Annotated in this window: 22 protein-coding genes; 13 read left to right on the plus strand and 9 right to left on the minus strand. The window is 40.7% G+C overall.

What is annotated here, in order from left to right; genetic code table 11:
* Positions 1-48: 48 nt before the first annotated feature.
* The 9 genes from AC04QZ_RS02860 (at position 49) to AC04QZ_RS02900 (ending at position 12,520) form a co-directional block, all read left to right on the plus strand.
* Positions 49-3,471 (plus strand): glycosyl hydrolase, encoded by a 3,423-nt coding sequence (locus tag AC04QZ_RS02860; protein ID WP_478356501.1) that lies wholly within the window; start codon positions 49-51, stop codon positions 3,469-3,471.
* A 3-nt stretch (positions 3,472-3,474) separates the two neighbouring features.
* Positions 3,475-3,945: a hypothetical protein gene (locus AC04QZ_RS02865; protein ID WP_478356502.1), complete on the plus strand. Its 471-nt coding sequence runs from the start codon at positions 3,475-3,477 to the stop codon at positions 3,943-3,945.
* Positions 3,946-3,989: 44 nt separating this feature from the next.
* A complete protein-coding gene (locus AC04QZ_RS02870; protein WP_478356503.1) occupies positions 3,990-6,014 on the plus strand; it encodes an aceric acid hydrolase in 2,025 nt (674 codons plus the stop codon).
* A 178-nt stretch (positions 6,015-6,192) separates the two neighbouring features.
* Complete coding sequence (locus AC04QZ_RS02875; RefSeq protein WP_478356504.1) at positions 6,193-7,620, plus strand: sialate O-acetylesterase; 1,428 nt, start codon at positions 6,193-6,195, stop codon at positions 7,618-7,620.
* A 158-nt stretch (positions 7,621-7,778) separates the two neighbouring features.
* A complete protein-coding gene (locus AC04QZ_RS02880; RefSeq protein WP_478356505.1) occupies positions 7,779-10,019 on the plus strand; it encodes a DUF5703 domain-containing protein in 2,241 nt (746 codons plus the stop codon).
* Positions 10,020-10,118: 99 nt separating this feature from the next.
* Complete coding sequence (locus tag AC04QZ_RS02885) at positions 10,119-10,907, plus strand: SDR family oxidoreductase (protein WP_478356506.1); 789 nt, start codon at positions 10,119-10,121, stop codon at positions 10,905-10,907.
* Positions 10,908-10,991: 84 nt separating this feature from the next.
* Positions 10,992-12,008, plus strand: a complete 1,017-nt coding sequence (locus AC04QZ_RS02890) for a zinc-binding alcohol dehydrogenase family protein (protein WP_478356507.1) — start codon at positions 10,992-10,994, stop codon at positions 12,006-12,008.
* A 54-nt stretch (positions 12,009-12,062) separates the two neighbouring features.
* On the plus strand, positions 12,063-12,257 hold the full coding sequence (locus AC04QZ_RS02895; RefSeq protein ID WP_478356508.1) for a hypothetical protein: 195 nt from the start codon (positions 12,063-12,065) through the stop codon (positions 12,255-12,257).
* Between the two features lie 8 nt (positions 12,258-12,265).
* Positions 12,266-12,520 (plus strand): hypothetical protein, encoded by a 255-nt coding sequence (locus AC04QZ_RS02900; RefSeq protein WP_478356509.1) that lies wholly within the window; start codon positions 12,266-12,268, stop codon positions 12,518-12,520.
* A 384-nt stretch (positions 12,521-12,904) separates the two neighbouring features.
* On the opposite strand, the gene araA is transcribed toward AC04QZ_RS02900, so the two are convergent.
* The 4 genes from araA to AC04QZ_RS02920 form a co-directional block, all read right to left on the minus strand.
* Positions 12,905-14,395 (minus strand): L-arabinose isomerase, encoded by a 1,491-nt coding sequence (gene araA, locus AC04QZ_RS02905; protein ID WP_478356510.1) that lies wholly within the window; start codon positions 14,393-14,395, stop codon positions 12,905-12,907.
* Between the two features lie 340 nt (positions 14,396-14,735).
* On the minus strand, positions 14,736-15,437 hold the full coding sequence (locus AC04QZ_RS02910) for an L-ribulose-5-phosphate 4-epimerase (protein WP_478356511.1): 702 nt from the start codon (positions 15,435-15,437) through the stop codon (positions 14,736-14,738).
* Positions 15,434-17,134: a ribulokinase gene (locus AC04QZ_RS02915; protein ID WP_478356512.1), complete on the minus strand. Its 1,701-nt coding sequence runs from the start codon at positions 17,132-17,134 to the stop codon at positions 15,434-15,436. The genes AC04QZ_RS02910 and AC04QZ_RS02915 overlap by 4 nt, the downstream gene beginning before the upstream one ends.
* 140 nt (positions 17,135-17,274) lie before the next feature.
* A complete protein-coding gene (locus tag AC04QZ_RS02920) occupies positions 17,275-18,147 on the minus strand; it encodes an alpha/beta hydrolase (protein ID WP_478356513.1) in 873 nt (290 codons plus the stop codon).
* 285 nt (positions 18,148-18,432) lie between these two features.
* Here AC04QZ_RS02920 and AC04QZ_RS02925 point away from each other — a divergent pair, with 285 nt between their 5' ends.
* Together AC04QZ_RS02925 and AC04QZ_RS02930 are read left to right on the plus strand one after the other, a co-directional pair.
* Complete coding sequence (locus AC04QZ_RS02925; RefSeq protein WP_478356514.1) at positions 18,433-18,960, plus strand: DinB family protein; 528 nt, start codon at positions 18,433-18,435, stop codon at positions 18,958-18,960.
* Between the two features lies 1 nt (position 18,961).
* A complete protein-coding gene (locus AC04QZ_RS02930; protein ID WP_478356515.1) occupies positions 18,962-19,408 on the plus strand; it encodes an SRPBCC family protein in 447 nt (148 codons plus the stop codon).
* A gap of 146 nt (positions 19,409-19,554) precedes the next feature.
* On the opposite strand, the gene AC04QZ_RS02935 is transcribed toward AC04QZ_RS02930, so the two are convergent.
* From AC04QZ_RS02935 to AC04QZ_RS02950, 4 genes are all read right to left on the minus strand, one after another.
* Positions 19,555-21,141: a hypothetical protein gene (locus tag AC04QZ_RS02935; protein ID WP_478356516.1), complete on the minus strand. Its 1,587-nt coding sequence runs from the start codon at positions 21,139-21,141 to the stop codon at positions 19,555-19,557.
* 2 nt (positions 21,142-21,143) lie between these two features.
* The gene (locus AC04QZ_RS02940) at positions 21,144-22,313 is read right to left on the minus strand and encodes a hypothetical protein (protein ID WP_478356517.1); all 1,170 of its coding nucleotides are present in this window, start codon (positions 22,311-22,313) and stop codon (positions 21,144-21,146) included.
* Positions 22,314-22,318: 5 nt separating this feature from the next.
* Positions 22,319-22,504, minus strand: coding sequence for a hypothetical protein (locus tag AC04QZ_RS02945; RefSeq protein ID WP_478356518.1), 186 nt, complete (start codon positions 22,502-22,504; stop codon positions 22,319-22,321).
* 661 nt (positions 22,505-23,165) lie between these two features.
* Complete coding sequence (locus AC04QZ_RS02950; protein ID WP_086546181.1) at positions 23,166-23,543, minus strand: winged helix-turn-helix transcriptional regulator; 378 nt, start codon at positions 23,541-23,543, stop codon at positions 23,166-23,168.
* Between the two features lie 82 nt (positions 23,544-23,625).
* Between AC04QZ_RS02950 and AC04QZ_RS02955 the strand changes: the two genes are divergently transcribed.
* A complete protein-coding gene (locus AC04QZ_RS02955) occupies positions 23,626-24,372 on the plus strand; it encodes an SDR family oxidoreductase (RefSeq protein WP_478356519.1) in 747 nt (248 codons plus the stop codon).
* 181 nt (positions 24,373-24,553) lie between these two features.
* Complete coding sequence (locus tag AC04QZ_RS02960) at positions 24,554-24,910, plus strand: VOC family protein (RefSeq protein ID WP_478356520.1); 357 nt, start codon at positions 24,554-24,556, stop codon at positions 24,908-24,910.
* A gap of 55 nt (positions 24,911-24,965) precedes the next feature.
* Here AC04QZ_RS02960 and AC04QZ_RS02965 read toward each other — a convergent pair whose 3' ends face one another.
* Complete coding sequence (locus AC04QZ_RS02965; protein WP_478356521.1) at positions 24,966-25,418, minus strand: VOC family protein; 453 nt, start codon at positions 25,416-25,418, stop codon at positions 24,966-24,968.
* Positions 25,419-25,473 lie beyond the last annotated feature (55 nt).

Consider the following 25,473-nt stretch of genomic DNA (forward strand, 5'->3'; position numbering starts at 1 on the left):
GCCGGGTGATCAAAACCAACCTTCGTAATGACGATAAAATTTAAAAAAATGAAATTGAGGTTTAGCAAAATTTTGGTGTTTGTTCTGTTGTCCAGTTTTTTCCTGGCGTCGACCGTTAATGCGCAACCCAATAAAAATGCTAAACCCTGGGTATTTTGGTATTGGATGCATGGCGGAGTATCTAAGGCGGGAATTACCGCTGATTTAGAAGCCATGAAAAGCTCTGGCATAGGTGGTGCCTATTTAATGCCCATTTATGGCACCAATAAACCTGATGTATATCCACAGCCAGTGGTTCAGCTTACCCCGCAATGGTGGCAAATGGTCGAATTTGCGATGAGCGAAGCTAAACGATTAAACCTGAAATTAGGCATGCACGTAAGCGATGGTTTCGCCTTGGCAGGAGGGCCATGGATTACACCAGAGCTTTCTATGCAGAAACTCGTTTGGTCTAAGCTAAGCATCAAGCATACAGCAGCTAAAATCAATTTAACTCAACCAAAATATAACGAGAATTATTATAAAGACATCGCTGTTTTTGCTTACCCGTCTCCTACAAATGCGGGTATTTCAACAAGGACAGTTATTCCCAAAATAACAACAAGCAATGGGGTTGATGCCTCAGGTTTAATTAAACCCGAAAACACTAAAAACTTTGGTTCAAATGAACCATGTTACATTCAATATGAGTTTGAGCAGCCGTTTACCTGTCGCAGTATAACCATTAAAATCAATGGCAATAATTATCAGGCACATCGTTTGGCCATCGAAGTGAGTAATGATGGTCAGGTTTTTCGCTCAATAGGCCGGTTAACGCCCCCGCGCCACGGCTGGCAAGATACCGACGAAAGTGTAACGCATGCTATTGTGCCGGCAACAGCTAAATTTTTCAGGTTTATTTACGATAAAAGTGGCTCTGAACCTGGATCAGAAGATTTAGATGCCGCCAAATGGAAGCCCTCATTAAAACTGGTGAATTTGGAGTTATCTTCAGAAGCACAGATTAATCAGTTTGAAGGTAAAAACGGTTCGGTATGGCGGGTAAGTGAAAGAAGTACCGAAGTTCAAATTGCAAAGAATTTATGCATTCCTTTAAATAAAATGATCAATTTAACAGGTAAATTGAATCCTGATGGAAGTTTAAACTGGAAAGCACCAAAAGGCAACTGGACTATCTTAAGGATTGGCCATACTTCAACCGGGCATACCAATGCAACAGGTGGTGGCGGTACTGGTTTAGAATGTGATAAATTTAATCCGGAGGCCGTAAAACTACAATTCGAAAGCTGGTACGGCGAAGCATTAAAACATGGTGGACCTGAAATCGCTCAAAAGGTTTTAAGTGTTTTTCATGTAGATAGCTGGGAGTGCGGTAGCCAAAATTGGTCGCCTGTATTTAAAGCCGAGTTTTTAAAGCGCAGGGGTTACGATTTAACACCTTACCTGCCCATTATGACCGGATTGCCGGTAGAAAGTGCAGCTGTATCTGAAAACTTCCTTTATGATGTCAGAAAAACCATCTCCGAGTTAGTTGTCGATCAGTTTTATAAAACCTTGGCGCAATTAGCCAAAAAGAAAGGTTTAACATTTACCGCCGAAAGTGTGGCACCGACCATGATGAGCGATGGTTTAATGCATTATAAAATGGTGGATGTCCCCATGGGCGAATTTTGGCTGAACAGTCCCACACACGACAAACCAAATGATATGCTCGACGCGATTTCAAGTGCGCATATTTATGGTAAAAATATTGTTCAGGCTGAGGCTTTTACCACTTTAAGAATGGATTGGAACGAAAGTCCGGTGAGTATGAAAACCTTACAAGACCGAAATTATGCACTGGGCATTAATAAAATGGTATACCATGTTTTCGTTCATAATCCATGGATGGATAAAAAGCCAGGCATGACCCTCAATGGCATCGGTTTGTACTTTCAGCGCGATCAAACCTGGTGGAAACCAGGGAAGGCTTGGGTAGATTATGCAGAACGCACACAAAACCTGTTGCAACAAGGCAAACCGGTAGTGGATATTGCCGTTTTCACGGGCGAAGAATTACCACGGCGCTCAGTATTGCCTGATCGTCTGGTTGAAACCCTGCCCGGCATCTTTGGATCCGATGTAGTAGAGGCAGAAAAGAAACGTCTCGCCAATGTCGGTGAACCTTTAAGACAAATTCCAGTTGGTGTAACCCACTCGGCTAATATGGCTGATCCCGAAAATTGGGTAAATCCGCTGCGCGGTTATGCATACGATAGTTTTAATCCGGATGTGTTAAGCACGGCAACCGTTAAAGATGGTCAAGTGGTTTTCGAAAGTGGAGCATCTTACAAAGTTTTGGTCATCCCGGGTAAAATGAAAATGAACCCGAATGATCAATATATGAGTTATGCAACTGTAAAAAAAATATTTGAATTAATTATAGCGGGCGCTAATGTGATTGTAGCAGACAAGCCTTTGTATCAAAATGGTTTACAACAAGTTAGTCAATCTGCATTTAGCTCGGCAGTGGATGAAATTTGGAAGAATAATTTTCATGAGATAAATAATAATAATCATTCTGTTTTAATGAAAATAATGGATAAAGGAAATCTGTTTAAAGCTCCTTTTAATGCCGATAATTTTAAACTTTTAGGAATTGAACCAGATTTTTATGTAACGGAAGCCAATTCTAACAGTGAGCCAATTACTTATGCAAAAAAAGTCGCTTATACTCACAGGAAAACTGATAAAAAGGATATCTATTTTATTTCCAATCAAGAGGCTAAAGAAAGAAATTTGTGGTTTTCATTCCGTGTAACCAATAAAATACCACAAGTTTATGATGCTGTTGCCGATAAGTTAACTGACATTAATAATTGGTCGAGCGAAAGGGGACGAACAGGCTTTGCTTATAAAATCGCGCCTAATCAAAGTTTGTTTTTTCTCTTCGAAAAGGAAACCACAAAAACTAAACTTAATAATGGCAACAACTGGTCAACTTTCCAAACCATCCAGGATATTTCCAAATCATGGCAAGCGAAATTCGATACCGCATATGCCGGACCATCAAAGCCTGTCATTTTTAACGACTTATCCGATTGGACATTAAATACCGATAGCCTGGTTAAATATTATTCCGGAACAGCTGTGTACAGCAAGAACTTCACTTTTAATGGAGATCTTAAAGGTAAAATCTGGATTGATTTAGGCGAGTTCTCCAGCATCGCAGAAGTAAAGGTAAATGGTATAAACTCCGGTACACTTTGGACTGCCCCACATCGTCTGGAAATTAGTAAAGCCTTAAAGAAAGGGGAAAACCAGATTACCATCGAAGTAACCAATACCTGGGCTAACCGTTTAATCGGCGATCAGCATATTCCTGAAAATAAAAGAATGACCAATACGAATGCACCTTTCCGGCTAGAAGGAAAATTATTAAATCCAGCCGGATTGTTAGGCCCGGTAGTGATTCAAGTGGAGGAATTATAGAAGATGGCAATACTAAAGAAAATAGAAGGAAACGAGCTGTATCTATACATGAATGGAAATCTTATATACAAACGCTGGCTTAATACCGGACAATCAAAAGTATTTGATATCATGGCTTATGATAAATATACATTGATCAGTATTCGAGATTTAGAATATGAAAATAGTGGCGGGCTTTTACCTGTAAAAGCAAAATTAAAACTCAAAACGGTAGAGGAAGGTGGACGGCAAACTGGATTTATTAGTGGATACAGACCAAATCATGTTTTTGAGTACAGTGACAACGGACAATTGTTGCAGACATACATTGGCGACATCATATTTGAAGGCAAACCGACAATTGAACCTGGAGAAGAAAGGGTAGTAACAGTTCGCTTTCTAATAAATCAACCAATTGAAAAATATCTAGACAAAGGCCGAATTTGGTGGATACATGAAGGACAAAAACAAATTGGACAAGCAGAAATAATATGAAGACAAAATAACCGTCCTTCACTAAGCTCCCAAACCAATAAGATATGAACGCATTAAAAATTAATTTATCCCTTGCTTTGCTAACCATAGTGCTCTGCTTAAATGCACAGGAAAAAGCCTTGGTAAACAATTCAAATTCTCCTTACGCCAAATTGCACAGCATTAATATGGCTGATGTAACCTGGACGAAGGGTTTTTGGGCCGATCGTTTCAAAGTAGCTACCGAAACCATGGTACCCAATATGTGGGCCATTTATAACGATCCTAAAATCAGTCATGCTTTCGAAAATTTCAGAATTGCAGCAGGATTGGATACCGGATCTCATTCAGGGCCTTCTTTCCATGATGGCGATTACTACAAAACTTTGGAGGCTGTAGCTGCGCTTTATGCTTCAACCAAAAATCCGAAGCTGAACGAGATGATGGATCAGGCCATTGTAGTGATCGGTAAATCGCAGCGTGAAGACGGATACATCTACACCAAGGCCATGATTGAGCAGCGAAAAACCGGTTCTAAAAACCAGTTTCAGGATCGGTTAAGTTTCGAATCCTACAATATTGGCCATTTAATGACAGCTGGATGCATCCATTATCGTGCTACAGGTAAAACTACTTTACTTAACATCGCTAAAAAGGCAACCGATTATTTATACAACTTCTATAAATCGGCCTCACCAACATTAGCGAGAAATGCCATTTGTCCATCGCATTATATGGGCGTAATAGAAATGTACCGCACCACAAAAGATCCACGCTATCTGGAACTGGCGAAACATTTAATTGCCATTAAAGGTAAAATTGATGATGGAACAGACGATAATCAGGATCGGATTCCATTTTTACAGCAAACTAAAGCCATGGGACATGCTGTAAGGGCAAATTATCTTTATGCTGGTGTGGCCGACCTTTATGCCGAAACGGGTAAAGACTCGTTATTAAATACCTTAAATTTAATGTGGGATGATGTAAATCAACACAAAATGTATATTACAGGTGGCTGTGGCTCACTATACGATGGTACTTCGCCAGATGGTACGTCTTACAATCCCGCAGATGTGCAGAAAATTCACCAGGCATTTGGCCGCGATTATCAGTTGCCCAATTTCACTGCACATAACGAAACCTGTGCCAATATTGGCAACGTCCTTTGGAACTGGCGAATGCTGCAGATTACCGGTGATGCCAAATATGCTGATGTGATGGAACTGGCTTTGCACAACAGCGTTTTATCAGGAATCAGTTTAGATGGAAAGAACTTTTTGTATACCAATCCATTAGCTCAATCGAATGATTTACCTTTTAAACAGCGCTGGTCGAAAGATAGAGTACCCTATATAACCTTATCAAACTGCTGCCCGCCAAATGTGGTACGTACCATTGCTGAAGTAAGTGATTACGCTTATAGTGTTTCTGATAAAGGACTGTGGTTTAATTTATATGGAGGTAATAACTTAAGTACTAAATTAGCTGATGGGACAAAGATTTCATTATCGGAAGAAACCAATTATCCATGGGATGGAAAGATAAAAATCACCATCAAAGAAACGGAACGTAAAGCTTATTCAGTTTTTTTGAGAATCCCGGCGTGGACACATGATGCAAAAATTACGATCAACGGAAAAACTGAAAATATTAAGGCCACTTCAGGTACCTACGCAGAAGTTAATCGTATCTGGAAAAAAGGAGATGTAATCGAGTTAAACCTGCCCATGGAGGCCACACTGATCGAGGCCAATCCCCTGGTAGAAGAAAACAGAAACCAGATCGCCGTAAAACGTGGCCCGGTTGTTTATTGTTTAGAATCGACAGATCTACCGGGAAAAAGTATCTTCAATGCTTTTGTGCCCACCTCAACTAAGTTCGAGACAAAGTCGATAAATATCGATGGGGCTGAAATGATGAGTCTGGTCGGTAGCGCAAAAATAGTGGAACCGAACAACTGGAAAAATGTGTTATACCGTCCGATTGACTATAAAAACGAAGAAATACAAATAAAGCTGGTACCGTATTTTGCCTGGGGAAACAGAGGACATTCAGAAATGTCGGTATGGTTGCCGGTGAGTAGATAATGTGTAGAGGACTGGTAGGCGTTTCGTCATGCTGAATTTATTTCAGCATCTTTCTAGCTTAGAAGCTTAAGACCCTGAAATAAATTACCTTCGGTGAGCTCCCTTAAAGCTCGGTTTACTTCGTAGCTTTCGTAAACTCAGGTCAGGGTGACGCCCGACTAAAAAATAAATGAAAACAATGAAACTAAAACTCATCATATTTTTAAACCTTGCATGTTGCTTCATTGCATCTGCAATGGTTAAACCCGCGTCTATTTTTACCAATCACATGGTATTACAGCAACAAAGCAATGTGGCGATCTGGGGCTGGGCTAAACCCGCGAGCAAGGTAAAGATCAATACTTCCTGGAACAAACAAAACTATACCGTTACTGCCGATCAGCTTGGTAAATGGAAGGTAAGGGTGGCCACACCAATAGCCGGCGGACCTTACGAAATTGAATTAAATGATGGCGAAAAATTAGTTTTAACCGATATCCTGATCGGCGAAGTGTGGTTTTGCGGCGGACAATCAAACATGGAGATGCCGATGAAAGGTTTTAAAAGCCAACCCATAATTGGTTCTAACGAGGTCATTTTAAAATCGTCGAATAAAAATATCAGGTTGTATACCGTTCCACGTTCCTCAGTTATTGAAAGACAAGAGAATAGCAAGCCTTCTGATTGGAAATTGGCTGCACCAGAAACCGTTTCTAATTTCAGTGCCACGGCCTATTATTTTGGTTCGTTGTTAAGCGAAATGTTAAACGTACCAATTGGAATCATCAACGACAGTTACGGAGGATCAACTATCGAGGCCTGGATGTCGCCGGAAGATCTAAAAGCCTATACTGAAATTAAAATTCCATCAAAAGGCGACAGCATTAAAGAAGTTAGCCGTACACCAACCACCCTGTATAATGGTATGCTTTATCCAGTGATGGGTTATGGCATAAAAGGTGCTATCTGGTACCAGGGCGAATCTAATTACGAGCGTCCGGATCGTTACGAAGATCTGTTTCCTGCAATGGTTTCTTCCTGGCGTAAAAACTGGGACAATGGCGATTTCCCATTCTATTATGCCCAGATTGCACCATATAATTATGCACAATTGCCTCCTAATCATATTGGTGGAAAATATAATTCAGCTTATTTAAGAGAAGCACAACGTAAATCTTTGGCTAAAATTCCAAATTCTGGAATGGCAGTTTTATTGGATATTGGCGAAGAAAAATCTATTCACCCCGCAAACAAAAAACAAGGCGGACAGAGACTGGCTTACCTTGCTTTAGCTCAAACTTATGGCATTAAAGGTTTTGGTTTCTCAAGCCCCAATTACGAATCATTAACGGTAGAAAAGAATACTGCTGTAATCAAGTTTCAAAATGTACCAAATGGCTTAACTTCTTTTGGTAAAGAACTATCTTTATTCGAAATTGCAGGAGCCGATAAGAAATTTTATCCGGCAAAAGCAGCCATAAAAGGAAGTAGCATAACCGTTTCGGCCCCTGAAGTTAAAGTGCCCATTGCCGTTCGTTACGCATTTAAAGATTTCGTAATTGGGGATTTGTTTGGAAACGATGGCCTGCCTGTTTCCTCATTCCGAACTGATAAATGGGATAATTAATCATGATTTTAGCCACTAAGACACAAAGCGCACGAAGTATTTTAGCCAGGAACTTAAATGTCCTTAAATGTCTGCTATGGTCGAAAATTTCTTTAAATTTCTTAGGTGGTTTCAGGTGCCTTAGGTGGTCAAAAAACACACACCTTTTCTTTGTCTTTTTGTGGTTAATCATTCCAAATGCTTTTTCGCAAGAAAAAGACAATGTGGTATGGACCTCACAAAGTAACAATTCATCAGCATCTATGCCCGTAGGTGGTGGCGATATTGGCTTAAACCTTTGGGTAGAAAAAGGTGATGTTTATCTCTACTTATCGCGTAGCGGAACATTTGACGAAAATAATACCTTACTCAAACTTGGCCGTGTTAAACTGAGTTTAAGTCCGAATCCTTTCGAGGGAAAAACCTTCAAACAGGAACTGATTTTAAGAGATGGTCATGCCCTAATTTCCGGCGAAAATGGTAAACTAACAACGCATATTAAGATTTGGGTAGATGTTTTTAATCCGGTCATCCACCTTGATGTAAAATCCAATCAGAAAGTTACAACCGTAGCCAGTTACGAAAGCTGGCGTTTCGAAGACCGCGTCACAAAAGGTAAAGAAAATAACCAGAATTCGTATAAATGGGCACCTCAGGGTATTGTTAAAACATGGAAAGATGAAATAGCCTTTAAAAATAATGTTATTCAATTTTACCATCAGAACAAACCTGAATCCGTATTCGATGTTACCGTAAAACAGCAGGGACTTGAAGACAGGAAAGCTGATCTCTTTAATCCTTTAAAAAATCTCATTTTCGGAGGTGGCATGCAGGGTAATAATATGGTGCCGGCCGGAAATTATTCAGGGATATACCTCAGTACGCCATTTAAAGCCTGGACTTTGAAAAGTAAAACGCCAGCTGTTTCAAACCATATCACCGTTACTTTAAATACTTCAAAAACAGCATCAGTTAGCGAATGGGAGAAGGATTTAAATAGGATAAAGGTTAAAAACGATCAAAAAGCCAGTATAAAGTGGTGGAATGCCTATTGGGCAAAAAGTTTCATTTATATTAAGGCTAAAGACGAAACTGCAAATCAATCGGCTAAAAACTATCAATTGTTCCGGTATATGCTGGGCTGTAATGCCTTTGGTCAATATCCAACCAAATTTAACGGCGGACTTTTTACTTTCGACCCTCAGTTAACCGATACGGCCTTAAAATACACACCAGATTTCAGAAACTGGGGTGGTGGAACACATACCGCTCAAAACCAGCGCCTGGTGTATTGGCCAATGTTGAAAAACGGAGATTTTGATATGATGAAAGCTCAGTTCGATTTCTATCTGAATTTATTGAAGAATGCAGAAATCAGAACAGAAGCATCCTGGGGGCATAAAGGTGCTAGCTTTACTGAACAATTAGAAAATTTCGGACTACCAAATCCTGCTGAGTATGGCTGGAAACGCCCTGCTGATTTTAATAAAGGTATGGAGTATAATGCCTGGTTAGAATACGAATGGGACACTGTGCTGGAGTTCTGTATGATGATTTTGGAGACTGAAAGATATGCCGGCAAAAACATCGATAAGTACCTTCCATTAATCGAAAGTTCACTTACCTTTTTTAAAGAACATTATACTTATTTAGCCAAACAAAGAGGCGCAAAAGCTTTGGATGCCGAAGGACATTTGGTTTTATATCCAGGTTCTGGGGCCGAAACCTATAAAATGGCCTACAACTCTACCTCTACAATTGCGGCTTTAAAAACAGTTTTGGAAAGATTAATGGCGCTGCCTTCTTTGTCTGAAAGCAAAAAAACCGAATGGGCAGCGATGCTAAAAACCATTCCACCAATAAGTTTCAGGGCTTTCGAAGGACATGCCACCATTTCTCCTGCTAAACTTTGGGAGCGTATTAACAATCAGGAGAGTCCACAGTTGTATCCTGTATATCCCTGGGGAATTTATGGAATGGGTAAACCTGGTTTAGATACCGCAATTAATACTTTTAAATACGATACCGATGTGCTGAAATTCAGAAACCATATCGGATGGAAACAGGATAACATCTTCGCTGCAAGGTTGGGCTTAACTGAAGATGCAGCCAAGCTAACTATAGCTAAGTTAAAAGATTCTGGCAGGAGGTTTCCTGCATTTTGGGGGCCAGGTTTCGACTGGACACCAGACCACAACTGGGGTGGATCGGGTATGATCGGCTTACAAGAAATGCTGATGCAGGTTGACGGAAAAAAAATATATTTGTTTCCGGCATGGCCAAAAGATTGGGATGTGCATTTCAAACTTTATGCGCCTTACCAAACTACGGTTGAAGGAACTTTAAAAGATGGAAAATTAATAGATTTGAAGGTATTACCTGAATCGAGAAAGACTGATATAAAAATAATGATTAATTAAGCGGTATCGTCATCCTGAACTTGTTTCAGGATCTAACAGGAAAGATGTTGATCCCAGAACTTCGGACCAGCATGATGGACGCTTTAATATAAAAAAGAGATGGATTTACAATTAAAAGAAAAAGTTATTGTCATTACGGGGGCTGCAAAAGGCATTGGCCGTAGTATTGCAGAAGTATTTGCCAAAGAAAATGCAATTGCGGTAATTGTTGGCAGAAAAGCAGAAGACAACCAGATCGTGGTTGATGCAATTGCCGCAAATGGCGGAAAAGCAGCACAATTTGTGGCTGAACTATCTAACCCGGAAGATTGCGAAACAGTGGTGAAAAATATTGTAGCACAGTTCGGCAGGATTGATGGTTTAGTAAATAACGCAGGCGTTAATGATGGTGTAGGTTTAGAAAGTGGCAACTATAAAGACTTTATGGCCTCGCTGCATAAAAATGTGGTACATTATTATTTGATGGCACACCATGTTTTGCCAGAATTAATTAAGAGCAAAGGTGCTATTGTAAACATCACCTCTAAAACCGCAGAAACGGGACAAGGTAATACTTCAGCCTACGCAGCTGCTAATGGTGGTAGAAATGCCTTAACCCGTGAATGGGCTGTGGAGTTGCTAAAATATGGCATCCGTGTAAATGCAGTTGTGATTGCCGAATGCTGGACACCCGCTTACGAAACCTGGATCGAGACTTTAGACAATGCTGAAGAAAAGTTAAAAGAGATTACGGCTAAAATTCCATTGGAGAACAGAATGACAACTGCTGAAGAAATTGCGAATATGACGGCTTTTTTAATGTCGGGTAAATCAAGCCATACCACCGGACAGATTATTCACGTAGATGGTGGTTATGTTCATTTAGATAGAGCTTTAGCCAACGCTTAGAAATTAATATACATGTCATCCTGAGCCTGTCGAAGGACTTATGATGATCTTCGACAAGCTCAGATTGACAATAAATAAATTAAAATGAAAACCCTTACCTGTACAACACCTGGAACTTTCGAATATTCAGAAACAGCAAAACCTGAACTTAAAAAAGACCATGCGATTATAAAAATTAAAAGAATCGGTATTTGTGGAACCGATTTACACGCCTTTGAAGGTACCCAGCCTTTCTTTAATTACCCACGGGTTTTAGGTCACGAATTGTCTGGCGAGTTGGTTGAGGCCGATGGAGCTGATGGTTTCAAAATAGGAGAGGCGGTTACTTTTATTCCATATTTTAATTGTGGTGAATGTATTGCCTGTAGAATGAACAAACCTAACTGTTGTGTTAAAATGCAGGTTTGCGGTGTACATGTTGATGGAGGGATGCGCGAATATTTACAGGTTCCTTCCAGAACACTTTTACATGGCGAAGGACTGAGTTATGATGAACTGGCATTAGTGGAACCTTTAGCCATCGGTGCACATGGTGTCCGCAGGGCAGATGTTCAGCCCGGAGAGTTTGTACTTGTTATTGGTGCCGGACCAATTGGTTTAGGTACAATGGAATTTGCAAGGATAGCAGGCGCAAATGTGATTGCCCTGGATATTAATGAAGACCGCCTGGCTTTCTGTAAAGATAAATTAAAGGTAGCCCATGTGGTTAATGCCCTTTCTCCTGATGTGCTGCAGCAACTTAGCGACATTACCAATGGCGATATGCCAACGGTTGTAATTGATGCTACAGGTAACCAAAAGGCAATTAATAATGCCATAAACTACATGGCACATGGGGCAAGGTTCGTTTTAATCGGACTTCAAAAAGGGGATTTAATTTTTAACCATCCTGAGTTTCATAAAAGAGAATCCACCTTAATGAGCAGCAGAAATGCCACCATTGAAGATTTTGAACATGTAATTAAATCGATGAAGGCTGGTTTGGTTAATCCGACAAATTACATTACCCATCAGGTTAAATTCGAAGCGGTAAAAGATGAGTTCGAAAGCTGGTTAGATCCTAAAAACGGGGTGATTAAAGCCATGGTTAGCATTGTATAACGATCTACAAAAAATACTTATATTTGTAATCATTGACATAATTAAGAAAATATTATGAAAATAGGCGATAAAGTTTCAATTTCTCCGCAGGTAACTGATCGGGCAGATTGGATTGATGGAGTGATTATAGAAATAGAGAAAAATCCATTTGCAGGTATTGTGATCACAGCAAAATCAAATGACGGTGAGATTTTCTTTGAGAAAGAAGATCTTTTTAAACATTCGGGCGAGGAAGCATGTACGCATTAAGCTTTGATATGACCATTTCTGATTTAAAAAAAGAATATGGTGAAAAATATCATAGTGCCTATGCTGAGATTAAAAACCATTTAACAGCTAGCGGCTTTTATTGGATTCAGGGAAGCACCTATGTTACAGAAGGAAATTTAACGGCAGTTTATCAAGCCATTCATATTCTATCCAATATTGAATGGTTTAAAAAGTCAGTAAGAGACATTAGGGCATTTAAGGTTGAAGACTTTTCGGATTTCACCTCCATTGTTAAGGGATAAGTATTCCCATCGAAGGATCCTGAAACAAGTTCAGGATGACGGTTATTAATAAAAAAGAGTTTGTATCGTTAGCATAAGTTTGTCATCCTGATGGATAATTTATTGCATAAAACCAGTATAAATTACAGGAGAATTAAGTAAAATAAATTTTCTAGAAATTTCGTCATTTCGAGCGAAGTGCGACGCAGCCGAGAAATCTATTTTTCAATTTACTATTACTTAATAGATCTCTCTCCTGATTTAACATCGGGACGTTGCTTCAGTCGAGATGACGATTTTTTTATTGGAACCTTTCAATGATACTTGTTTCAGGAATAAGATCGCATAAAAAAGCCGGTAATCTTATGGTTACCGGCTTTTGCATTAAGCAATGTTTTATTGAAATTACTTATAAAAAACCTCATTCCAATGCAATTCATTTCTGAACTGATTGATTTTGGTATCAGCACCAATATTTACATATTCTAAACCGGCAATATTGGCAAAATCCAATAAATGTTCAGTCGTTAAATTCTGACTATAAGCGGTATGGTGTGCACCACCGGCATAAATCCAGGCTGCACAGCCTGTTTTCATATCAGGTAAAGGTTTCCACAATACACGGGCTACCGGTAAGTTTGGTAAATCATGTTCAGCTTCAACAGCTTTCACTTCGTTCACCAGAAGGCGAAAACGGTTACCCATATCAATTAAAGATGCATTTAAAGCATCACCACCAGCAACATTAAAAACCAGGCGGGCAGGATCAGCTTTACCACCAATACCCAATGGATGAACCTCTAAACTTGCTTTACCGCTAGCCAAAGAAGCATCAACCTCAAGCATGTGCGAGCCTAAAACCATCGAATTTGCGGGATCGAAGTGATAAGTATAATCTTCCATAAACGCATTACCACCGGCTAAACCTGCACCCATTACTTTACAGGCACGTACTAAGGCTGCAGTTTTCCAATCGCCTTCACCTGCAAAGCCATAGCCATCAGCCATTAAACGCTGCGCAGCAATTCCTGGTAGCTGGATCATGCCGTGCAAATCTTCGAAAGTATCAGAGAAACCTTTAAAGCCACCATCTACTAAGAATTTTCTTAATCCCAATTCAATTTTGGCGGCCTCGTAAACAGATGAGTGCCTTGCGCCGCCAGCTTTTAAATCATCAGCCATTTCGTAAGTGGCTTCGTATTCTTTTAATAAAGCCTGAATGGCATCTTCACCTATTCCATTAATTACAGCTACCAAATCACCTATACCATAGGTATTTACAGCAAAACCGAATTTCATTTCAGCTTCAACTTTATCGCCATCGGTAACGGCAACATAACGCATATTATCGCCAAAACGAGCAAATTTAGCGCCTTGCCAATCGTGCCATCCGGCAGCAGCCCTGCACCAGGTATCAATCTGTTTAGCCACTTCTTCATCCTGCCAGTGACCAACAACTACTTTACGGTCTTTGCGCATGCGCGAAACCATGAAACCAAATTCACGGTCTCCATGAGCACTTTGGTTCAGGTTCATGAAATCCATATCGATGGTATTCCATGGAATATCGCGGTTAAACTGTGTGTGTAAATGTAGTAATGGTTTTTGCAAAACATTTAAACCCCTGATCCACATTTTAGCAGGAGAGAAGGTATGCATCCAGGTGATTACCCCAATACAATTCTCGTCAATATTGGCTTGTTGCAAGGTTTCGAAAATCTCTTCAGTCGTTTTTACAATCGGCTTGTATACCACCGAAACAGAAATACTGCCGTTTTGGTTTAAGGAATCGGCTACCTCCTGGGCATGCGCTGCCACTTGTTTTAAGGTTTCTTCACCGTACAGATGTTGTGTACCCGTAATAAACCAAACTTGTAATTTTTTTAAATCAATCATTACTATTTATGTTATTTTTAATTTATTCAATGCCACGGTCTGTGTCCTCACAGGCCGATTTTTTTTCTTTTTTTTGAAAAGCAAGGTTCCGTATTTCATCGGTTACTGCAGTCCTGCTTTCCGTTTTATTTACCCACCTGCGGTTGGGCTCATGCTCACTCCAATCAGGTTTAGATTACTTAGGTAAAACTTACAATTTTAAACCCGACAGCAGCGACAGCTCCCGATTCTTCATCGGGACTATAGCGAATGGCGGGACTACCGTTTCCTAAGCATCACGGCAATTGCTTTCCAAATTCCTATATCGCAAGACTCAAAACTCCAAACTAGAGACGCTAACTCAACGCTGTCCATAATAAGCGTCCTTACCATGTTTCCGCTCATAATGTTTTTCAATAAGCGAATCTTTTAACCGTGGTGCTTTAGCATTAATTTGTTCTGTTAGCAGTGCCATTTGTGCTACTGTTTCTAACACTGCACTATTATAAACCGCCTTTTCTGCTGTTTTTCCCCAGGTAAAAGGAGCGTGGTTACCCACCAAAATCATTTCAACTTCTTTGTAGCTTAAACCTAAACTTTCAAAATGGTTCATGATCTGAAAGCCCGTTTCGTACTCATAATTCCCTTTAATCATTTCATCAGCCATTGGTGGTGCGCAAGGAATATCGACAGTTAAATGGTCGGCATGGGTGGTTCCAAAAATTGGAATTGCCCTTTGTGCCTGCGCCCAGGCCGTTCCATAAGTAGAATGGGTATGCACAATCCCGCCAATTTCTTCCCAGTGTTGATATAAAACGGCATGGGTCTTGGTATCTGATGAGGGGCGTAAAGTCCCTTCAACCGTGTTGCCGTTAAAATCTACAATAACCATTTTCTCGGACGACAAATCCTCGTAGGGTACACCACTTGGTTTAATGGCAAAAACACCTTTCGACCGGTCTGCAGCACTCACATTTCCGAAAGTAAAAAGCACCAGTCCCAATTTAGGTAACTGCATATTGGCCTGGTAAGCCTGTTCTTTTATATCCTGATAGTTGCTCATGATAAATAAGGTTTTACATCTTTTTTATTGTATTTCTCCAGGTATCTGCCCAGACCTAAATATTGCTGGTAATGCTGGCGGTAAAGCTTCTGCTTTTTAATATTGGGCTTATATTCTTTCTCAAAACCTGTTCCCATGGCCGCCATAGCGCTTTCGATATCTGGATAAATGCCTGCCGCTACTGCTGCAAACATCGCGGCGCCTAATGCACAGGTATGCTCAAAACGGTGAATCCTGATCGGCATTTCCAGTACATCGGCCATCATTTGCATAATATAAGCCGATTTTTTGGCGACACCACCAATGCCGATAATTCCTTTTACCGGAACACCCTGTTCTTTAAACCGATCTACAATAGCTTTGGCACCGAAACAGGTTGCTGCAGCTAGAGCACGGAAAAAACGTGGTGCATCAGTTCCTAAACCTAAACCTGTTATGGCCCCCTTAAGTTCCTGGTTTGCATCTGGTGTTCTACGACCGTTTAACCAGTCAATAGCTAGTTCTGCATAATCCTCGTTTGGTAAAGCATCAGCCTGTTTACTTAAATTAGCAATAATTTTGCTCTCTAATTCTGCTTTTAATGCAATAGCAGTAGCCTCATCAATTACTTCAGATTCTGTAAGTAAATGATTTAACGGCCAACTGATTAAATTTTTGAACCAGGCATAAACATCTCCAAAAGCAGATTGACCAGCCTCTAAACCTGCCATCCCCGGAATTACTGAGCCATTAACCTGTCCGCAGATACCGTTAATCAATTTACCATGTAAATCCTGATTGGGTGCCACCAGGATATCACAGGTACTCGTACCCATTACTTTACTCAGGTAGTAAGGCTCAATCTGACCACCAACTGCGCCCATATGGGCATCAAACGCGCCAACGCCTACCACCACATCAGTATTTAAGCCTAATTTGTTTGCCCATTCTTCGCTCAATGTTCCCGCAGAAACATCAGAAGTATAGGTGTCGGTAAATAATTTAGCTCTAAAGCCGGCTAAAAGCGGATCAAGGCTGCTAAAGAAATCTTCTGGAGGTAAACCGTTAAATTCTTCTGCCCAAAGTGCTTTATGCCCTGCAGCACAACGGCTACGTTTCATTGTGCTAATGTCGTTTCCACCGCAAAGTAAAAACGGAATCCAGTCGCAATGCTCTACCCATGATGCTGCACCTTTTTTAATAGTCAAATCGACCCTTAAAATATGTAATAATTTAGACCAGAACCATTCTGACGAATAAATGCCGCCGACGTATTTCAGGTAGTTGGTATCGAATTTTGTGGCATGCTCATTAATTTCAGCAGCTTCTTTTACTGAGGTATGGTCTTTCCAAAGCACAAACATGGCATTTGGATTCTCTTCAAAATCTTTAGTTAAGGCAAGGGGAGTACCTGTTGCATCAACCGCAACCGGGCTCGAGCCCGTTGTATCAACGGAGATACCTTTTACCAAATGTGCAATTTCAGCACCACCTGCTTTAGCCAGGCAATCTTTTATGGTGTGGGTTAAACCTTCAATATAATCTAGGGGATGCTGGCGGAACTGATTAACAGCGGGTTTACAGTATAAACCTTTCTGCCATCTTGGATAAAGAAAAACCGATGAGGCTATTTCTTTTCCGTTTGCGGTATCGACTAGAACAGACCGGACAGAATCTGTCCCGTAATCCACTCCAATTACATAGTTTGCTGTGCTCATAACAATAAATAAATGTCTAATTAACGTTTATTTTTTTGAATTAAGAAATTTTATTGATTTTTTAATCAAAAACCTCAATTTTAGATGGATAAGACCACTATTTTGTTTATAGGTTTTATACCTGGCTGGCTAGGATTAAGCTATTCTTTTTTCGCTGTTGGGTATAAAAATTTAAAGGAATTGGAAACCGCCTGATGCATGATGGTGGCATGATTCTCTTGTGGTAAAAAATCAAAATATACATTTACATTTTTATTTTTAAACCCTTTTATCTTTTCAGCCAATACATTTGCATCCACTTCCATTACCCTGGGTATTTCGGTTGGGGTAAGACCTTCTTTACCAACAGCAATGTAGACCGAAGTTTGCTGCTTAAAAGTACTTTCTTTGATTTTTGAATCTTGATTTAACAAGGAACCATTATTCCACCATAGGCTGGGGCTAATAATAATGTATTGATTAAAAAGTGCAGGTTTTTTGATTAGGATTTCAGTCGCCAGCAATCCACCTAAAGATTGACCGATGATGGTTTTATTTGTATTCGTTTTATATTTTGCCTGAATATAAGGTTGGAGCTCCTTTTCTATAAAAGAAATAAATTTATCCGAATGACCTGTTGTTGGGTAACTTTTCTTGTCGCGCTCAATTGATGTTGGAAAAGTAAAATCCCTTTTACGATCGACGGTTGCAATGCCCACTACAATTGATTTAGGAACCTGATTTACCCACTCGAAACTATTAAACTGTACAAGCCCTACAATATGGATAAAATCCTCATCAGCAGAACCATCGAGCAAATAAATTACCGGGTATTTTGTGGTATCATTTTGTTTATACCCTTCGGGTAGGTATATATTTAAAATCCTCTTTTCTGAGAGCGCTTTCGATTGTATTTCATCAATTACACCTAAAACAAAAGCTTTACTTTGAGCAGTATCATTTGATTTATTTTTCTGTCCAAAAACTAAAGCTGTAGAAAAAGTTAAAAGAAGAAGTAAAAATGTTTTATTCATATTTTTCCTGTAGGATATCTGTTGGGATAAAATGTACTTAATCGGTACACTTTTTTTGGGAAAAATACAATTTTCAACTGGCCTGATAAAATTGATACTGATTTATGTAACCGGTAAATCGTTAACAAGAAAGATAAATGTCCGAAACACCCCACTATAATGTCCATTTAGACCTGCCTTAAAAGATGTGGTTTACACTAAATTTGCTTTTAACTTGTCACGATATCAGTGTGGTAATTAAATTAAACCCATTTGAATTATCTATTGAAATCTAAAAATATAAATATGAAACTTAAAAAATTAGTAATCATCATGTGTCTAATGATGGGTACGCAGCTGGTAAAGGCACAGGTAACAGCAACCGATCTGGTTAAGGAGTGGGAAAGATCAAAAATTTACACCAAAGAATATCTGGATGTAATGCCTGAAAGTGGCTATTCTTTAAAACCTACTCCCGAAATGCGGTCTTTTGCTGAACAGCTGTTACACCTTGCAGATGCCAACTATGGTCTGGGCGCCGATGCTGTAGGTCAGAAAAATCCGTTTGCGCTGGGCGAAATGGAAAAAACTGTAGACAAATCTAAATCCAATGTCACTAAGTTAGTGCTGGCCAGCTATGATTATGTGATTGATAATATAAAAAAGATGACAGATGCGCAGCTGAATGAAAGCTTCAAAATGTTAGGTAAATTCGAAATGAACCGAAGAACAGCTTTGGCTAAGGTGTTTGAGCACCAGACACATCACAGAGGGCAAACGACAGTTTATATTCGTTTGGCAGGCATCAAACCACCACAAGAAAAATTATTTTAAAATGGAAACCATAAATTTCACGTCTACGATACTGGTAGATCAAACACCGAAAGAAGTTTTTGAAGCTGTAGTAGCCCCGCAAAAGTGGTGGTCAGGAGAATTCGAAGGAAATACAAAAGATCTGGGTGACGAATTTACTTACCGTTACAAGGATATTCATTATTCTAAGCAGCATGTTGCCGAGCTAATTCCAGATCAAAAAGTGGTTTGGCTGGTCATCGATAGCCAACTTAACTTTCTTGAAGATAAATCGGAATGGACCGGCACAAAAATAATTTTTGAGATTTCCCGCGAAGGGAATAAAACGAGGCTATTGTTCACACATCAGGGAATACATCCTGAAGTTGAATGTTACAGTGCCTGCTCAACTGCGTGGAGCCAGTTGATTAATCAGAGCCTGTATAGCCTGATCACTGCTGGTGAAGCGCAAAAACCCGTTTTAGCGTAAAGAACTCGGCTATGACATGTGATATGTTTTTATTTTACACGATCATTAAAAGAAATTTGTAACCTGTACCGGAATATTTTTTATCATAACCCGGCTGGTCAATCCCTTGGTGAATAACCAACCAGTATTAAGATGTTTTTTATCGCTCAGGGCGTAGCAGGACTATCAAAAAACAGTTTGAATAGCTGCTGCACCACTGCAGCAAGAATGGGCGAGATATTAATTAGTACCGTTCCAAGACTTGTCAGGAGTGCTTCGAAAGGTTTTTGGTTAGGCACCTTACTCTCGCGCATTTCCTCTGGTTGTGTAATCTGGAGTGCATTGAACCTGAGCTTGATCGGAATATAAAAGGTCAGCAGGATCAGCGTGTGTAGCAGTCCCATCAGATAAACAAAATCACTTGGAATGAGCGGTGTACCCGTTACTTTCTGATAGTATTGAAAGGCCTGGGTGCTGTTGAGTGAATAGATGAGCAGACCTGCCCAGAATACAAACAAACTCAATATAATTGCGCTGCAGGTAAAGGAGTTGTCGAAGGCCTTTTTGATCGCCAGGAATTTCTTTGCAAACTCGGCTGAGGTGATATCCAGTTTTTCGCCAGGCACCTCCTTGTTTAAGTTATTACCCGCGGCCTCCTTATTCAAATTGTCAAAATGCCTTGACATGGTCAGGAAACTAGTGAAACAGAATGACGAAATCAGATAGCCCGGGATGGCGTAAAAACGCATCCTGTTGTTATAAGAAGTGAAGAAATAGTCATCCCGAATTATGGTACTATCGGCTAGTCCAATATAAAAGAAATAGCAGAATATGCCCATAAAGATTAGGGGTAAAAAAGTGTTGACTGCCCTGTCTCTGGCCGATATCCGGTAGACCTTTCCGGCGAGCGGTTCTTTTAGCTGGAGCATATTGGCTGAAAGTATTGGTAGGAGCAGGAGCCAGAGCATCATCTGTCCGATCGTGAATACGATCCACAGGCCAAATGCAGGGTTTTCCGCGGCAAAGGCGGTGAGCTCATGCCGCTTGTCCTGTTTAAGGATCAGGCTGGCCGGATAGCTTACCGGACCGTTTTTGTAAAGCGGATGGTCATCAATCATCCGCACAGCAATGCGTTTTTCGTGTTTTGCGGCCTGTTCCCATCCATCACCATGCAGGGTATCGGTAAAGGTTTTTTTCTCAAAATGAATGTACTGGAGGTAGTAGTTCTGGCTCGCCGCAGTATCGCGGTAAGCCAGAAGTAGTTTTTCCCTACGGGTATCTGCCATTGCCTTGCTAAGCAGTAACTGTTCAGCCGGAAGTTTGGAAAGGGTATCCTGCTTGAGCTTTTTGACTGCAGTGAGCGTGGTTTTTTCTCCCATTGCAGTGATCTCCTTTTCCAGACGTTGCTGTTTTGCTGTTACATCGCTGTTAATTCCGCTCAAATTGTGAAGCCGCTTAGATAGCAGGCTATCAACAAGTTCCGTACGGTTGGGTAGGATCACCCCACCATAAGGTTTGGCGTCATTGTTAAAGAAAGAAACCAGCAGACAGGAAGCATATACGAAACCGAGCATCCCCAGGCTGATGCAGATAACAATCTGATAATTGGTGATGAAATTGCTGAATTTGGTCCAGCGCCGCTGGAAGGTGCTCAATGTTTCTGTCTCCTTCAGCTTTTTGGTTTCTGTTGCCTTTTGTTCCAGATCCGGGCTGTTGCCTGGATCTGGATTATTTTTCGGTCCGGATGTTTCCATGATCAGTTGAGTTTAAAATTGAGTCCCAGCGAATAGATGGCGTCAGATTTGGCATCAAAGGGAAGTTTGCCCTTGGCATAGCTCACAAAAAGACCGGAACTGCTCTGTAGTGCACTGACAAAATAGGTCTGGCTGGCCAGACCGGCATTTTTGATGGCGGTGGCAGCGCCAAGTTCCCGGTAATAGCGCAGGTTTGCATTCAGGAATACTTTTTCCCTGCCCACCTTGGCTACCAGTGTACGGAAGGAGGTTTCCAGCTTAAAACGGGGAAAAGGATCAAGGTTTCCTATAAGTGTATTCCGCACGGCATCATCCTGTGGCACAACATAGTCTATTGTTCCCTGGAAGGTCGGCAGTGTTGCCCCATAAACAGTATAAGTTTGATCTGCTCCGGTGATGAGCCTGATTAATGCGAAGGGATAGTCAAAAATGTTCAGCCAGGCGAGCGTACTTTTGTTAGACCACGCCTTTGCACCGAGGTCGAGTGAAAGGCCTGGAGCAAACTGTTTTTTGCTAAAATCCTGATTGCTTTCCAAAGCCGCCTTCGGCATAAAACCAATATAATACTGGTCACTGAGCTGCAGGAATTTATCAAAATTGTCCCATTCTTTCATAGCCTCAGGACTCTGAGGATCCTTATACTTCACCAGGTTTGCCTCGATGCGATTAAGTTCGGTAAAGATTTGCGGGTTACCTTTACTGCTCACCCCACCAAAGAAAAGTACGTAGCTGAACTTAAGCTTGCTATCCAGGAAGTCTGCAGGGTTGAAAGCTTTTTTAAAGGCAACGTTTCCTGTTGCGGAAAGTCCAATGCTGATTTCAGATCTGCGTAATGCTTTTTCAGAATATTTGGCGTAATCAAAGTTAAAATCATAAGACAGTCCCAAACTGGTAGAAGGGTTATCTTCGGTCTGAAAAGTCTTAAACTTGATGTTGAGGTCCCTTAAGAAATTCCATGGCTGTTTTTTGTCTCCCGCCAGGCTGTCGATCAATCTTTTCCAGATATGGTTATATAGTTCCGGGTCTTTTATGACCGATGCAATCGCACGCTTAAATCCCTCGTCTTTGCCTTCATTGGCTTTTATAACTTTGGAAACATCGTCCAGGGTAGTTTGTGCGGCAGTGCTGCCCATTATGGTGGCCAGCGCAATGAATAGGAATAGTTTTTTCATAAGTTTTATAGGCTAACAGGTTCTTGCCAGAAACGGTAAATATCATCTGCTGCACTGGCCAGGTCTTCTACCAGTTTGTCAGGATCTAAAAGGATTGGAACAAGGACTTCCATGGCTTTCGCACGGTCAATATCGTCTTCATAGACTGCACCACGTCCGAATCTAAAAATCACATCCAGCTGATCTGCCATGATTCTTGCATTTTTGAGCTTGTCTGCCGCGGTGCCCAGCGGATTGAAGTAAAGCAGGATATCGTTGGTTCAACCAGTATTTAAGCTGATTTCGTTGGAACCTGTGCCGAAAGTATGGTTTAAGGTATTCGATCACGGTCATGGTCATAAAGCCAACGGCCAGTGTAGCCCAGAGCAGGGATAATGACTTGTCGCTGAAAAAGCTGATCAATTCTGAATTGAATTGCTTTGAAGCGCCTGCCCCGATCATATGCTTGCCATTTTTAGAATGAGCATAAGGCGGATATGAAATGTTGTTTTCATAGCGGTTTATTTAGATGTTTGGAAAGCGTGTGGAAAAGAAGCCCACATTACCTCACCTTTGGCATAGGGAATCTGCTGGATTGGTAGAATAAATTTATTCCTAATAGTTTTGGAAACAAATACCAGATATTGGGTATTTTCTTACTATCCTGAATTGTAGTAGTTTATTGCGGATTTTTCAATTTTTTGTTCAGGTGTGGTACCTGTTATACTTAAATTGACGCAATAAGCCGCCAGCTTTCTCAATACATCGGGATAGTTTTGGAAAGTTTAGTATGGGTGCGCTTTGAGCGCCCTGGATGTGCTTTTTTAAATTTCGATTAAGCCTTTATAAGCAACTTTATGATTATGGATTTAATCAGCTGTCTTTCAGGTGCTGTCGGTGGTTTTTGCCCCATCTGATCATTTCCAGGATAATATCCCCAAATGATCTGCAATATTCCGTTGATGTATATTCCACACTTACCGGTGTGTCAGCTGTAACCGTTCTTTTGATCAGTTGGTTTGCTGTCATTTCTTTTAATTCTTTGGAAAGCATACGTGTTGTAATTCCAGGAATGCTCCTTTCAATTTCACGGAATCTTTTATTGCCATTACAAATAGAATTGATAATAGGGAGCTTCCATTTACCTCCAAGAACATAAAGCGTATCCTGCAAAGCCTGTATTTCTTCCTGTTGATTGCGTGGATTGGACAGTACCTCTGTCGCAATCTGGTTTCTTTTTTCTGTTTCCATTATTGGTATACTCTGTTATACTGAATACAAAAGTATACCAATATAAGCATATTTTTGTCGTCATAAAATTTATTTTTTGATCATGAGTAACTTAACAGGAAAAAAAGCGCTGGTAACCGGCGGAAATAGCGGCATTGGCTACGCCACTGCAAAAGAATTAAAAGCACAGGGTGCAGAAGTAATCATTACCGGAAGAAGAAAAGACGCAGTTGATAAGGCTGCTGCAGAACTTGGTGTGATAGGTTTGGTGGCAGACCAGAGCCAGATCACCGCAATTGAGGGATTAGCCAGCGATGTTGAAACCATCTTTAATAAAATTGACATCCTTTTTATCAATGCAGGTGTAGTGGATCAGAGCAGCATTGCAGATGCGACTGAAAAAAGTTTTGACACCATTTTTGGTATTAATTTTAAAGGTGCCTACTTTACTTTGAGCAAATTTATTCCATTGATGAATGATGGTAGTTCAGTGGTATTCCTTTCTTCAAATACCGCACACATGGACGGGGCAAAAAGCTCAATTTATACTTCAAGCAAATCAGCATTGAACTCGGTTATGCGTATTGCAGCTGTAGAATTAGCGCCTCGCCAAATCCGGGTAAATAGTGTAAGCCCAGGCCCTATAGCTACAGAAATTATGAACAAAATGGGACTGAACGAAGAACAGTTAAATGGTATTAACCAATGGCTCATCAGCCGCAGTCCGCTAGGCAAAATTGGGAAATCTGAGGATGTGGCAAAAATGGTTGCTTTCTTCTGTGGTGATGCTGCAACCTATATAACGGGTGCAGAAATTGTGATGGACGGGGGCATGAGTCTTAAGGCTTAGCACTAAGGTACAAGCGATCACTGGTAAAGTGTTGCAAAGAAGCTTAATGATTTAAGGTTAGTACAAACAAAAGAGATGACATCAAACAACGTATAGACCATCAGATGGTTAAGCACTAAGTAATATTTTCCAGGGAAGTTAAGGTCATTTATAAGTATTTTTGTTTATCAAACAAAATACGATGAACGATACCCAGCAGAAACTTAGACACCAGCAGGTGCAATACCTTGAATTTCTTTCGCGCGACCTTGAAAAGGTAAAGGCATTTTATACCGGGGCTTTCGGGTGGACCTTTACTGATTACGGGCCGGAATATACTGCTTTTGAGGGCGATTTTGTTGACGGTGGTTTTACATTAGGAGCGCCTGAGAAAGGAAGCATTCTGGTAGTACTTTATTCACAGGATTTAGAGGGAACCAGAACGAGCGTGCTTAATGCCGGTGGCATAATTTCAAAAGAAATATTTGCTTTTCCAGGTGGACGCAGGTTCCAGTTCCTTGATCCGGATGGTTATGAGCTTGCCGTGTGGTCATTGTAAGCGATAGACTGAGGAAGCCAAACACTTAAAAGCGATCACACGGCTACCCATTTTGTCATTTTTTGTGAAGCTCCTGCGCAAGTCCTATGAGAAGGCCTTCCGAACCTCTAATGTAGCACAGTTTGTAGGAGTCTTCATATTGAACTACCTCGCCAACAAGTGTAGCACCAAGCTTTTCTAGTCTTGGTAAGAGCTCTTCGATATCAGAAACGGTAAACATTACCCTCAGGTAGCCCAGGGAATTAACCGGTGCTGTGCGATGGTCTGAAATAGTAAGCGGAGCTAGAAACTGCGAAATTTCAAGTCGGCTGTGGCCGTCGGGGGTGACCATCATGGCGACTTCCACGTGCTGATCGCCAAGACCGGTAACCCGGCCTGCCCATTTTCCTTCAATGGTGGCCCGGCCTTCTAGTTTCAGGCCGATTTCGGTAAAGAAAGAGATGGCATTGTCAAGCGATGCTACAACAATGCCCATATTATCCATTCTGATTAATTGGTTTTGTGCCATAAGAATTTGCTTATAATTTAAAATTAAGGAATTTCACAAAGTAATCGACGATTAA

The organism is Pedobacter folensis, assembly GCF_056490665.1.